The organism is Streptomyces sp. NPDC127108, assembly GCF_042677545.1.
Classification (GTDB): Bacteria; Actinomycetota; Actinomycetes; order Streptomycetales; family Streptomycetaceae; genus Streptomyces.
Map to the genome: position 1 here is coordinate 260,852 of NZ_JBHXTE010000004.1, position 13,691 is coordinate 274,542.

7 protein-coding genes are annotated in these 13,691 nt (G+C 72.8%); all 7 read left to right on the forward strand.

Annotated features, from left to right (window positions below; translation table 11 throughout):
- Positions 1-306: 306 nt before the first annotated feature.
- The 7 genes from ACFVHO_RS05790 (at position 307) to ispG (ending at position 13,175) form a co-directional block, all read left to right on the forward strand.
- Entirely contained in the window at positions 307-2,685 is a 2,379-nt protein-coding gene (locus tag ACFVHO_RS05790) for an ATP-binding protein (protein ID WP_385710569.1), read from the forward strand.
- A gap of 492 nt (positions 2,686-3,177) precedes the next feature.
- Entirely contained in the window at positions 3,178-4,782 is a 1,605-nt protein-coding gene (locus tag ACFVHO_RS05795; protein WP_385710571.1) for a PucR family transcriptional regulator, read from the forward strand.
- 457 nt (positions 4,783-5,239) lie between these two features.
- Positions 5,240-6,685 carry an aldehyde dehydrogenase family protein gene (locus ACFVHO_RS05800; RefSeq protein ID WP_385710573.1) on the forward strand — a complete coding sequence of 482 codons (1,446 nt, stop codon included), beginning with the start codon at positions 5,240-5,242 and terminating at the stop codon, positions 6,683-6,685.
- Between the two features lie 206 nt (positions 6,686-6,891).
- Positions 6,892-8,841 carry an acyl-CoA dehydrogenase family protein gene (locus ACFVHO_RS05805; protein WP_385710575.1) on the forward strand — a complete coding sequence of 650 codons (1,950 nt, stop codon included), beginning with the start codon at positions 6,892-6,894 and terminating at the stop codon, positions 8,839-8,841.
- Positions 8,842-9,186: 345 nt separating this feature from the next.
- Positions 9,187-10,485 (forward strand): 1-deoxy-D-xylulose-5-phosphate reductoisomerase, encoded by a 1,299-nt coding sequence (gene dxr / locus ACFVHO_RS05810; RefSeq protein ID WP_385710577.1) that lies wholly within the window; start codon positions 9,187-9,189, stop codon positions 10,483-10,485.
- The gene (locus tag ACFVHO_RS05815) at positions 10,482-11,783 is read left to right on the forward strand and encodes a M50 family metallopeptidase (RefSeq protein WP_385710579.1); all 1,302 of its coding nucleotides are present in this window, start codon (positions 10,482-10,484) and stop codon (positions 11,781-11,783) included. The genes dxr and ACFVHO_RS05815 overlap by 4 nt, the downstream gene beginning before the upstream one ends.
- Positions 11,784-12,020: 237 nt before the next feature.
- A complete protein-coding gene (ispG, locus tag ACFVHO_RS05820) occupies positions 12,021-13,175 on the forward strand; it encodes a flavodoxin-dependent (E)-4-hydroxy-3-methylbut-2-enyl-diphosphate synthase (RefSeq protein ID WP_385710581.1) in 1,155 nt (384 codons plus the stop codon).
- Positions 13,176-13,691 lie beyond the last annotated feature (516 nt).

The window sequence follows — 13,691 nt, forward strand, 5'->3', positions numbered from 1 at the left end:
CGCCTTCTCCGACGCTCGTCTTTCGGACGCTTCTGGCTTTTCTCCGCAGGTTAGGGGCGGGCAAGGGGGTCGGGCATGCTCCACGGGGGAGATGTTGGGCGTGGCGGTTGTCCGCAGTGGACATACCGGTGAACAGGGGCGTGTCGCGGCCGGCGGCACCGGATATGTCCCCTGCGGGTCCCTCACGGACACATGGACCCGGTGGCGCGTTCGGCGCGCACGCCGCCTAACTGCGGGGCGCGGGCACTAGATTGAGCCGCGAACCACCGTGAACCACTGGACAGGGCAGGTCAGGGGGCAAGGGCCATGACTTCCGACGGCACGCACGACGCTCGCGGTACGCACGCCACGCCGGTGCCGCGTCCGGCGCCGCGACCCGTGTCGCCGCAAGGTGCCGGGAGCGACGTCGAGCGCGCCATCAGCGAGGCCGGGCGCGCCACGGGCGACCCCGGACGCGCCGGGAACGGCGTGGCGCCGCGTGCGGGGAAGGGCGGTGGGCGCGCCGGGAAGGGGGGCGCGCACGCCGGGAGCGGTGGCGGGAGCGGCGGGGCGCATGACGCGCACGCCGCGCGTTCCGGGACCAGTGGTGCCGGGCACGCCGGGCGCACTGCCGCGCCCACCGGGAGCGGCGGCGGCACGCACGCCCTTCCGCCCCGGCCCACCCGCGCACCGGGCGCGCCGGCCCTCACCGAGGGCGAGGAGTTCCTCGCCTGGCTGCGCACGCCCCGACCCGCGACCGTCCCCGGAGTCTGGCGGTTCGGGCACCGGCCGCGGCCCGAGCAGGAGCCGGAGGTCGTCCCGACCCGGCAGCTCCTCAGCGGCGCGGTGATCGCGTTTCTGGTGGGCTGGCTCGTCTGGTCGCTGCTCTGGAACGGCTACCTGGGCGGCTGGTGGGTCGTCCCCCTTGAGCTGTTCCTGCCCGACGCCTGGATCTACACCGGCGACAGCGTCGGCAACGCCATCGTCTGGAACTCGTACTACACCGTCATCGCCCTCGGCATCATGATCGCCGTCGGCCGGGTCGGCCGCTGGGCCGAGGTCTGGCGCCGCTTCGTCGCCCCCCGCCTCAAGCGCCCCGCGCCCGCCGCCCCGCCGCCCCCGCCCGGGGAGGACCCCGCCGAGTGGCCGAAGCTCCGCGCGGGCGGGGCGGGGGCCGCCGCCGACCGGCTCGCCGCCGAGGCCCGCGCGGGTCGCATGCGGGACATCGACGTCGCCCGGATCGCCCGCGCCTGGCGCTCCGTGCGGTCCGGCAACAGCCCGCTCGCGACCTTCACCGACGCCGTCGTCCGCGACGGTGCCGCCGCCTGCCCGCACCCCTCCGGCGACCGCGACCTGCCCGCACGGGCCGCCCGCCACGACCTCGCCACCGCGCAGGTGCGCATCGGCACGACGGTGGACGACCCCCGCAACCCGTACGCCTACCGGGGCACCGGCCTCGCGCTCGGCCCCGACCTGATCGGCACCTCCCTGCTCGCCGTCGGGCCCGCCGGGTCCGGCAAGACCGGCACCGTCGTGTGGCCGCTCGCCGAGGCGCTGTGCCTGCAGGCACTCGCCGGACGCGCCGCGGTCGTCGTCGTGGGCGCGGCGGGCGCGGGGCTCGGACCCGGCGACGACTACGACGTGGTGGTGCGGATCGGCCACCCGGACTCCGTGTACGACCTCGACCTCTACGGCGGTACGACCGACCCCGACGAGGCCGCCGCCGTGCTCGCCGAGGCGCTGGTCGGCGACCTCGTCGACCCGCACCCCGGGGCCGACAGCCGCCGCTCCACCACCGTCCTCGCCCAGCTCCTCGGCCCGTTCCACGCGGTCCACGGCCGGTTCCCCGCCGTACCGGAGCTGCGGGCCCTGCTCGACGGCGTGCCCGGCCCCCTCGACGCCCTCCGCAAGGCACTCCAGGACGCCGGGCAGGAGGTCATGTTGCGCGAACTCGACGCCCGCGAGCGGCAGCTGGGGCACCCCGGCGACCCCGGCGCGATCCTCGCCGACCGCATCGCGCTGCTCGACCGGCCCGCGTTCGCCGCGTTCTTCGACACCTCGGGCCAGACCACGCCCTTCTCGCTGCGCGCCCTCGACCACCCGGTGCGGGTCCGCATCGACCTGCCCGAGCGCGGGCACGCGGACGCCTCGCGGATCCTGGCGCGGCTCGTGCTCGCGCAGTTCACCGCGTCCGCCGCCGTACGCGACGACCGCTCCCTCTTCGCCTGCCTGGTCCTCGACGACGCCACCGGCACGGTGACGCCGGAGGCGGTGCGCCGCATCCAGCGGCTGCGGTCCGCGAACGCGGGGGTCGTCATGACGCTCCGTACGCTGGACGACGCCCCTCGGCCGCTGCGCACGCCCCTGCTCGGTGCCGTCGGCTGCCGCATGGCCCTCTCCGGGCTCACCCCCTGGGACGGGCAGGACTTCGCGGAGGTCTGGGGCAAGGAGTGGACGGAGGCGCGCGACGTCACCGACCGCCAGATCATCGCCGAGACCCCCGCCGGGAAGGCCGTCCACGTCCTGCGCCGCGTCATCACCGGCCAGGCACCCACCGCCCGCGCGGTCACCGTCCGCCAGGTCGAACGCGAACGCTGGTCGGCCTCGGAACTGGCCCACGCGGTGCCCCCGGGCCACGCGGTGCTTTCGCTGACGGATGTGCGGGGGGAGCACGCGCCGCCGTTGTTGGTGGATCTGCGGGGGTGAGTGTTCCGCGTCCGCTGGGAGCTGGGATCGCGGGCGGGTCGGGCAGGCCGGATGGGTCGGACGGCCTGTGGGGTTGAATCCGGTGCGCCCCCGCCGCCCCCGTTCCCCGTGGACTCGACAGCTCGCTCCAGCGGACCCGCGGCCCCCGCCCACCCCGGCGCGATCAGGGCGCGAGGTGGGGGCGCGCGAAAGTGCTTGCGCGCCCAGGGCGTGCGGCAAAGGGCGCCAGCTATACCCCGCAAGCCGCCCGGGGCGACCATACGGTAAGGCAGAATCGACAGCAGTCGTCATACGCGACGGCCAAAAGATCAACTAATGAGCTCGCGTCGGCCCGGCCCGGCGTACGGCTCACCGGCACCCGCCCGCACAACACCCGCACCCGCCCGCAGGACCAGCCTCCGCACCCGCCCGCAGCACCCGCGTCCGCCTCCGCGCCGCCCCCGTCCGCGGTCCCGCCGACCGGACTCCGCCGCCGTACGCCCTGAAGGTCCCATGCCGCCCACGCTCGCCTCGCTCGTCCACCACTCCGCGCTCAAGCTCACCGTGCGCGCGGGTGAGGACCGCCTGGACACCCCCGTGCGCTGGGCCCACGTCAGCGAGCTCGCCGACCCCGTGCCGTACATGGAGGGCGGCGAGCTGCTCCTGATCACCGCGCTGAAGCTGGACGCGGAGGACCCGGACACCATGCGGCGCTACGTGAAGCGGCTCGTCGGCGCGGGCGTCGTCGGCCTCGGCTTCGCGGTCGGCGTGAACTACCCCGACATCCCCGACGCGCTGGTCGAGGCCGCCCGCGCGGAGGAGCTGCCGCTCATCGAGGTGCCGCGCCGCACCCCCTTCCTCGCCATCAGCAAGGCCGTGTCGGCCGCCATCGCCGCCGACCAGTACCGCGCCGTCACCGCGGGCTTCGCCGCCCAGCGCGAGCTGACCAAGCAGGCACTCGGCGACGGCGCGCAGGGGCTGCTCGGCGCGCTCGCCGGTCAGGTCGACGGCTGGGCCGCGCTGTACGACGCCTCGGGCGCCGTCGTCGCCACCGCGCCCGAGTGGGCCGCACGCCGCGCCGCCCGGCTCACCCCCGACGTCGAGCGGCTGCGGGAGCGGCCCGCGCCCGCCAGCCTCGTCGTGGCCGGGGCCGACGACCGGGTCGAGCTGCACACCCTCGGCACCGGGCGGCGGCCCCGGGCGGCGCTCGCCGTCGGCACGGCCTCCACCCTCGGCACCGCCGAGCGGTACGCGGTGCACTCCGCCATCGCCCTCCTCACCCTCACCACCGAACGGTCCCGATCCCTCCAGGACGCGGAGGCCAGGATCGGCTCCGCCGTGCTGCGGATGCTGCTCGCCGGGGAGCCGGACCACGCCCGCGCGGTTGCCGGCGATCTGTACGGCGGGCTGCTCGACGCGCCGTTCCGGCTGGTCGTCGCCGAGTCGGCCGGGCCCGCGGAGGCGGCGGGCGAGGCGGCCGGGGCGGCCGAGGGGGCCTGGTCGGCGGAGCTGGTCGACGCCGTCGAGTCGGCGGCGGCGCGGTTCGGGGAGGCGCTGCTCGTCGTGCCCTACGGGGAGCGGCTCGTCCTCCTTGTCGCCGACGGCGGAGCCGCGCACCTCGCCACCGTCGAGTACGCCGCGCTCCTCGACGCCCGTCGGGCCGAGGGGCGGGAGCCGGCCGAGGAGCCCGGGCCGCTCATGGGGCTCTCGGCGCCCGCCGGGCCCATCGCCGCCGCGCCCGCCTACAAGCAGGCCGAGCAGGCGCTGTCCGTCGCCCGGCGGCGCGGGCGGTCCCTCGTGGAGCACGAGGAGCTGGCCGCGGGGTCGGTCCTGCCGTTGCTCGCGGACGACGCGGTGCGGGCGTTCGCGGACGGGTTGCTGCGGGCGCTGCGCGAGCACGATGCCACCGGGCGGGGGGATCTTGTCGCCTCGCTGCGGGCGTGGTTGTCGCGGCACGGGCAGTGGGATGCCGCTGCCGCCGACCTCGGGGTGCATCGGCACACGCTGCGCTACCGCATGCGGCGGGTCGAGGAGATCCTCGGACGCTCCCTGGACGACCCGGACGTCCGGATGGAGCTGTGGCTGTCGCTGAAGGCGACTTCGGCGGCGGGGGAGTAAGGCGGTTCCCTCGCGGGGCGCCCCAGTCCCGCCCCTTCTCCGATCCCAGGGCTCCGCCCCTGGACCCCAGGGGTGGGTGCCCCGTTGCCCTGGGCCGGGGGCGCCCTCGATCGGCGCTCCGCGCCTCGTCCTCAATCGCCGGACGGGCTGAAATATCCCCGGGGCGGGCCGGAGAGGTACCGGAAGGCTGGGAGAGGTACCGCGGGGCTGATGGTGCCGGGCTGTTGCTCAGCAGAGTGCAGGTTTGGGCGGGTGGGTGGGAAAGAGCCCGTCCGGCGATTGAGGACGAGCGCGGAGCGCGATCGGGGGTGCCCCTGTCAAGGCCGCCCTGACATTCCGGCGCGCCAGGCCTCCCCACTACGCCGAGTCGGACAAGCCCCGCGAGAAAGCCGCGCCCCTACGGTGGGACCCGTACCCCCGAAGACGAACGAACCTCCGCGGAAGGGCCGGGATTCTCATGACTTCCATCCACGCCTTCTGGCTCGCCGGTCGCCAGACCACCGGTGAGACCACGCTCGACGTCACCTCGCCCTGGGACGGGCGCCTCGTCGGCAAGGCGGCCGTGCCCACCGACGCACAGGTGGAGGAGGCCGTCGCGGCCGCCCACGCCGTGCGCGACGAGTTCGCCGCGACCCCGGCGCACGTCCGCGCCGCCGCCCTCGACCACGTGAGCCGCCGCCTCGTCGAGCGCACCGAGGAGATCGCGCAGCTGATCTCCGCCGAGAACGGCAAGCCGATCAAGTGGGCGCGCGGCGAGGTGGGCCGCGCCGTCTCCGTGTTCCGCTTCGCCGCGGAGGAGGCCCGCCGGTTCAACGGCGGCGAGGCCCAGCGCCTGGACACCGACGCCGGCGGCCAGGGCCGCCTCGCCTTCACCCGCCGCTTCTCCAAGGGCGTCGTCCTCGGCATCGCGCCGTTCAACTTCCCGCTGAACCTCTGCGCCCACAAGGTCGCCCCGGCGATCGCCGTCGGCACGCCGATCATCCTGAAGCCCGCCCCGGCGACCCCGCTTTCGGGCCTGCTGATCGGCGAGCTGCTCGCCGAGACCGACCTGCCCGCGGGCTCGTGGTCGGTGCTTCCGGTCGCGAACGACAAGATGCCCGCGCTCGTCCAGGACGAGCGGCTTCCGGTCGTCTCCTTCACCGGCTCCGAGAAGGTCGGTTACGCGATCATGGACTCGGTGCCGCGCAAGCACTGCACCCTGGAGCTCGGCGGCAACGGCGCCGCGGTCGTCCTCGGCGACTTCTCCACCGAGGCCGACCTCGACTGGGTGGCCGCGCGCGTCGCGACCTTCTCCAACTACCAGGGCGGCCAGTCCTGCATCTCCGTGCAGCGGGTGATCGCGGACGCTTCGGTGTACGACCGGCTCCTTCCGAAGATCGTCGAGGCGGTCGAGGGCCAGGTCACCGGCGACCCGTCCGACCCGAAGACCGACGTGGGCCCGCTCGTCAACGAGGACGCGGCCAAGCGCGTGGAGTCCTGGGTCGACGAGGCCGTGGGGGCCGGCGCCCAGCTCCTGACAGGCGGCAAGCGCGACGGCGCCACATACGCGCCGACCGTCCTCGCCGACGTACCGGCCGACGTCACGATCGCCTGCGAGGAGGTCTTCGGCCCCGTCATGACGGTGACCAAGGTCGACGGCGAGCAGGCCGCGTACGACGCCGTCAACGACTCCAAGTACGGCCTCCAGGCGGGCGTGTTCACCCACGACCTGCAGGCCGCCTTCCGCGCCCACCGCGCCCTGGAGGTCGGCGGCGTCGTCATCGGCGACGCGCCCTCCTACCGCGCCGACCAGATGCCCTACGGCGGCGTGAAGCAGTCCGGTGTCGGCCGCGAGGGCGTCCGCTTCGCCATGGACGACTACACGTACGAGCGCGTGATGGTCCTGACGGGGATCGAGCTGTAGCCACCCGTTCCACCCGTCCCACCCGGAGAACGGCCGGAGCCCGCTGTGCGGGGGCTCCGGCCGTTCTTGCGCGTTCGCTGCGCGAGGGCTGGTGAGAATGCCCGGAATCGGGTACCAACGATCGAGTAGCACCGGTGAGTAACCATGATCCGGTTCTGTCCGGTCCAAGATCGGCTGATCGGTCCCGACCCCCGACTCGCGGCGAGGTGAGCCTCTTGTCCGCACCACACTCCACAGAGCCCAAGGTTTCCGAACGTGAGGCCAGGCAGGTCGCCGAGGCCGCCCGCGAGCAGGACTGGCGCAAGCCCAGCTTCGCCAAGGAGCTGTTCCTGGGGCGCTTCCGGCTCGACCTGATCCACCCGCACCCGCTGCCCACCGACGAGGCGGTCAAGCGCGGTGAGGAGTTCCTGGCCAAACTGCGCGACTTCTGCGAGACGAAGATCGACCCGGCCCGCATCGAGCGCGAGGCGCAGATCCCGGACGAGGTGGTCAACGGCCTCAAGGAGCTCGGCGCGCTCGGCATGAAGATCGACACCAAGTACGGCGGGCTCGGCCTCACGCAGGTGTACTACAACAAGGCGCTCGCGCTCGTCGGCTCCGCCAACCCCGCGATCGGCGCGCTGCTCTCCGCCCATCAGTCGATCGGCGTACCGCAGCCCCTGAAGCTGTTCGGCACCCAGGAGCAGCGGGACGCGTTCCTGCCGCGCTGCGCCCGCACGGACATCTCCGCGTTCCTGCTCACCGAGCCGGACGTGGGCTCCGACCCGGCCCGCCTCGCCACGTCCGCCGTTCCCGACGGGGACACTTACGTCCTGGACGGCGTGAAGCTGTGGACCACCAACGGCGTGGTCGCCGATCTCCTCGTCGTGATGGCACGGGTGCCCAGGTCCGAGGGGCACAAGGGCGGGATCACGGCCTTCGTCGTCGAGGCCGCGTCCCCGGGCGTCACCGTCGAGAACCGCAACGCGTTCATGGGGCTGCGCGGCCTGGAGAACGGCGTCACCCGCTTCCACCAGGTGCGCGTCCCCGCCGCCAACCGCATCGGCCCCGAGGGCGCGGGCCTGAAGATCGCCCTCACCACCCTCAACACCGGCCGCCTCTCGCTGCCCGCGATGTGCGTCGGCGCGGGCAAGTGGTGCCTGAAGATCGCCCGCGAGTGGTCGGCCGCGCGCGAGCAGTGGGGCAAGCCCGTCGCGTACCACGAGGCCGTCGGCTCGAAGATCTCCTTCATCGCCGCGACCACCTTCGCCCTGGAGGCCGTCCTCGACCTGTCCTCGCAGATGGCCGACGAGGACCGCAACGACATCCGCATCGAGGCCGCCCTCGCCAAGCTGTACGGCTCCGAGATGGCCTGTCTGATGGCCGACGAGCTGGTCCAGATCCGCGGCGGCCGCGGCTTCGAGACCGCCGAGTCCCTCGCCGCGCGCGGCGAACGGGCCGTGCCCGCCGAGCAGATCCTGCGCGACCTGCGCATCAACCGGATCTTCGAGGGCTCCACGGAGATCATGCACCTGCTGATCGCCCGCGAGGCCGTCGACGCCCACCTGAAGGTCGCCGGGGACCTGATCGACCCGGAGAAGACCCTCTCCGACAAGGCCCGCGCGGGCGCCGCCGCGGGCGCCTTCTACGCCCGCTGGCTGCCCAAGCTCGTCGCCGGACCCGGTCAGCTCCCGCGCACGTACGCCGACTTCCATCCGCCGGGGCACGCCGACCTCGGGACCCATCTGCGCTACGTCGAGCGCTCGGCCCGCAAGCTGGCCCGCTCCACCTTCTACGCCATGTCCCGGTGGCAGGGGCGGATGGAGACCAAGCAGGGCTTCCTCGGGCGGATCGTCGACATCGGCGCGGAGCTGTTCGCGATGAGCGCGGCCTGCGTACGCGCCGAGCTCCTGCGCACCTCGCAGGATCACGGCCGTGAGGCCTACCAGCTCGCCGACACCTTCTGCCGCCAGGCCCGCATCCGCGTCGACGAGCTCTTCGGCCGTCTGTGGACCAACACCGACGACCTGGACCACAGGGTCGTCAAGGGTGTCCTCTCGGGTACGTACACCTGGCTGGAGCAGGGTGTCATCGACCCCAGCGGGGACGGGCCCTGGATCGCGGACGCGACGCCGGGCGCGACCACGCGGGAGAACGTCCACCGTCCTATCCGCTGACGCACCGGGCGGTCCTTCGCGGGGCGCCCCAGACCCGCCCCTTCACCGAAACTGGGGCTCCGCCCCAGACCCCGCTCCTCAAACGCCGGAGGGGCTGAAAACTACCGGCACATACCCAGCCCGCCCCGGCAGATCTCAGCCCGTCCGGCGTTTGAGGACGAGGCGCGAAGCGCCGATTCGGCGGGGGTCTGTCCCACCCGCCCTGGACCCCCACCCCCGGGGTCCAGGGGCGGAGCCCCGGTTTCGGAGAAGGGGCGGGACTGGGGCGCCCCGCGAGGAACCCCCGCCGCCGCGAGCCGAGAGGCGCTGTCGGATCCGGGGCCGGGTACGGCCACAATGGGGGGCATGAGCGAAAGCCCTGCCCCCCTCGCCGACCCGCACCTCGTCTTCGACCCCGTCGGGACCGACGGCCCGAGGGACGTCGTCGTCCTCGGCTCCACGGGTTCGATCGGCACCCAGGCCATCGACCTGGTGCTGCGCAACCCCGGCCGCTTCCGCGTCACGGCCCTCTCCGCCGCGGGCGGCCGCGTAGGCCTCCTCGCCGAGCAGGCGAGGCAGCTGCGGGTGCGGACCGTCGCGGTCGCCCGCGAGGACGTCGTACCGGCGCTGCGCGAGGCACTGCGCGAGCAGTACGGAGCCGGGGAGCCGCTGCCCGAGATCGTCGCGGGCCCGGACGCGGCGACGCAGCTCGCCGCCACCGACGCGTCCCACTGCCACACGGTGCTCAACGGCATCACCGGCTCCATCGGCCTCGCGCCCACCCTCGCCGCCCTGGAGGCGGGCCACACGCTCGCGCTCGCCAACAAGGAGTCGCTGATTGTCGGCGGCCCGCTGGTCAAGGCGCTCGCCAAGCCCGGCCAGATCATCCCGGTCGACTCCGAGCATGCCGCGCTGTTCCAGGCGCTCGCCGCGGGCACCCGTGCCGACGTCCGCAAGCTCGTCGTGACCGCGTCCGGCGGTCCCTTCCGGGGCCGGACCAAGGCCGATCTGGCGCACGTCACCCCCGAGGAGGCACTCGCGCACCCCACCTGGGCCATGGGGCCGGTCATCACGGTGAACTCCGCGACGCTGGTCAACAAGGGCCTGGAGGTCATCGAGGCCCACCTCCTGTACGACATCCCCTTCGACCGCATCGAGGTCGTCGTGCACCCCCAGTCGTACGTGCACTCCATGGTCGAGTACGCCGACGGCTCCACCATCGCCCAGGCCACCCCGCCCGACATGCGCGGCCCCATCGCCATCGGGCTCGGCTGGCCCGAGCGGGTCCCGGACGCGGCCCCCGCGTTCGACTGGTCGCGGGCCTCGACCTGGGAGTTCTTCCCGCTCGACACCGAGGCGTTCCCCTCGGTCGGGCTCGCCCGGCACGTCGGGGAGCTCGCGGGCACGGCCCCGGCGGTGTTCAATGCCGCCAACGAGGAGTGCGTGGACGCCTTCCTGGCGGGCGCGCTGCCCTTCAACGGCATCATGGAGACCGTGACCCAGGTCGTCGCCGAACACGGCACACCGAGCGCGGGAACCTCGCTCACCGTGGCGGACGTCCTCGAAGCGGAGACCTGGGCGCGCGCCCGGGCCCGTGAACTGACGGCCACGACCACCTCGTCGGCGACGACGGGGAACCAGACCACCGCGGAGGCCCGTGCATGACGACCTTGATGATGATCCTCGGGATAGTCGTCTTCGTGATCGGGCTGCTGTTCTCGATCGCCTGGCACGAGCTGGGCCACCTGTCGACCGCGAAGATGTTCGGCATCCGGGTGCCCCAGTACATGGTCGGCTTCGGCCCGACGCTGTTCTCGCGCAAGAAGGGCGACACCGAGTACGGCATCAAGGCCATCCCGCTCGGCGGCTACATCCGCATGATCGGCATGTTCCCGCCCGGTCCGGACGGGAAGATAGAGGCACGCTCCACCTCGCCCTGGCGCGGCATGATCGAGGACGCCCGCTCCGCGGCCTTCGAGGAGCTCAAGCCGGGCGACGAGAGCCGCCTGTTCTACACGCGCAAGCCCTGGAAGCGCGTGATCGTGATGTTCGCCGGGCCGTTCATGAACCTGATCCTGGCCGTCGTGATCTTCCTCGGCGTGATGATGACCTTCGGCATCAGTACGCAGACGACGTCGGTCGGCAAGGTCTCCGACTGCGTCATCGAGGCCAGCCAGAACCGCAACACCTGCGCGAAGGGCGACAAGCCCGCCCCCGCCAAGGCCGCGGGCCTCAAGGCGGGCGACAAGATCGTCGCCTTCCAGGGCAAGGACGTGGGCGACTGGTCGGCCCTCCAGTCGAAGATCCGCGAGACCGTCGGTCCCGCGACGCTCACCGTCGAGCGGGACGGCAAGCGCCTCGACCTGCACGCCAACCTGATCAAGAACCAGGTCAGCAAGACCGACGGCGACGGCGGCTACGTCGAGGGCAAGTACGTCTACGCCGGGTTCCTCGGCTTCACGCCCGCCTCCGGCATCGTCCAGCAGTCCTTCGGCCAGTCCGTGGACCGCATGGGCAACATGATGGAGAACGGCGTCGAGTCCATCGTGGCGCTGCCCTCGAAGATCCCCGACCTGTGGGACGCGGCCTTCGGCGACGGCGACCGCAAGCAGGACTCGCCCATGGGCGTCGTCGGCGCGGCCCGCGTCGGCGGTGAGGTGTTCACCCTGGACATCCCGCCGGAGAACCAGATCGCGATGATGCTGTTCCTGCTCGCGGGCTTCAATCTCTCCCTGTTCCTGTTCAACATGTTGCCGCTGTTGCCGCTGGACGGTGGGCACATCGCGGGTGCACTGTGGGAGTCGCTGCGCCGCAACGTGGCGAAGGTGTTCCGGCGGCCGGACCCCGGCCCCTTCGACGTGGCGAAGCTGATGCCCGTCGCCTACGTGGTCGCCGGCATCTTCATCTGCTTCACCATTCTGGTGCTCATCGCGGATGTGGTTAACCCGGTGAGAATTTCCTAGACACGCGATGTTTGCGGCGGTCGGGCACCATGTGTGTCCGGCCGCCGCAGTGTGTGCGAGGCCGCCCGCCAATGGGTGGACATCAGGGCGGGATGTGCTTGAGGCCTGTGGGGTGCCGTAACCTCGAACCCGCGAATGAGCGATGTAGTTGCGAAGCCGCGATTGTGTGGCGGAGCCGCGAAGCCCGGTGCCCGCCGAACTCGGGACCTTGATCCACATTTTGGGGATGCACGCCAGATGACTGCCGTTTCTCTCGGAATCCCGTCCGTACCGACCAAGCTCGCCGACCGCCGGGTCAGCCGCAAGATCCAGGTCGGTTCGGTGGCTGTCGGCGGGGACGCGCCCGTGTCGGTGCAGTCGATGACGACGACGCGTACGTCGGACATCGGGGCGACGCTGCAGCAGATCGCCGAGCTGACGGCGTCCGGGTGCCAGATCGTACGGGTGGCGTGCCCCACGCAGGACGACGCGGACGCGCTCGCCACGATCGCCCGCAAGTCGCAGATCCCGGTGATCGCCGACATCCACTTCCAGCCGAAGTACGTGTTCGCGGCGATCGACGCCGGGTGCGCGGCGGTGCGGGTGAACCCCGGCAACATCAAGCAGTTCGACGACAAGGTCAAGGAGATCGCGCGGGCCGCGGGTGACGCGGGTACGCCGATCCGCATCGGCGTCAACGCGGGTTCCCTGGACGCACGCCTCCTGAAGAAGTATGGCAAGGCGACCCCCGAGGCGCTCGTCGAGTCCGCCCTCTGGGAGGCGTCCCTCTTCGAGGAGCACGGCTTCCAGGACATCAAGATCTCGGTCAAGCACAACGACCCCGTGGTCATGGTCAACGCCTACCGGCAGCTCGCCGCCGCCTGCGACTACCCCCTGCACCTCGGCGTGACCGAGGCGGGCCCCGCTTTCCAGGGCACGATCAAGTCGGCCGTCGCCTTCGGCGCGCTCCTCTCCGAGGGCATCGGCGACACGATCCGCGTCTCCCTCTCCGCACCGCCCGCGGAGGAGGTCAAGGTCGGCATGCAGATCCTGGAGTCCCTGAACCTCAAGCAGCGCCGCCTGGAGATCGTCTCCTGCCCGTCCTGCGGCCGCGCCCAGGTCGACGTCTACAAGCTCGCCGAAGAGGTCACCGCGGGCCTGGACGGCATGGAGGTCCCGCTCCGCGTCGCCGTCATGGGCTGCGTCGTGAACGGCCCCGGCGAGGCCCGCGAGGCCGACCTCGGCGTCGCCTCCGGCAACGGCAAGGGCCAGATCTTCGTCAAGGGCGAGGTCATCAAGACCGTCCCCGAGTCCAAGATCGTCGAGACCCTCATCGAAGAGGCCCTCAAGATCGCCGAACAGATGGAGAAGGACGGCGTGATGTCGGGCGAGCCTTCGGTCACGATCAGCTAGTTCTGGCCCCTGGGCCTTGTGCGGGGTGCCCTCCGGGGCGGGTGGCTCGGCGTGCGTCGGCGGCTGGCCCGCCGCGCGGGGGTTCCCGCCCGCTGGCGCGGCCGGATTTGCTCCCACCCGCCCACCCGTGGCTGTGGGGCTCGGGGTGACCGGGGTGGGGAGTGGTGCCCCGGAGCTGTGGTTCGGGTGGGTTGTGTGCGGCGGATGGCCTGGGGTGCGTCGGCGGCTGTCCCGCCGTGGGGGTGCCGCCGCTGGCGCGGCGGAATTCCCCCCACCCGCCCACCCGTGGCTGTGGGACGTGCAGTGACCGGGGTTGGGCGCGGAGCACCTGGGACGGTGGTTCGGGTCGGTCATGTGCGGCAGGTGACTCGCGGTGCGTCGGCGGCTGGCCCGCCGTGAGTGCGCCGCCGCTGGCGCGGCGTGATTGCGCGCACCCGCCCACCCATGACCGTGCGGGACGCGACGCGCCCCACCGCCACCCACCCGTGCCGTTGCACCGAGCTGGACAGCTCCCGC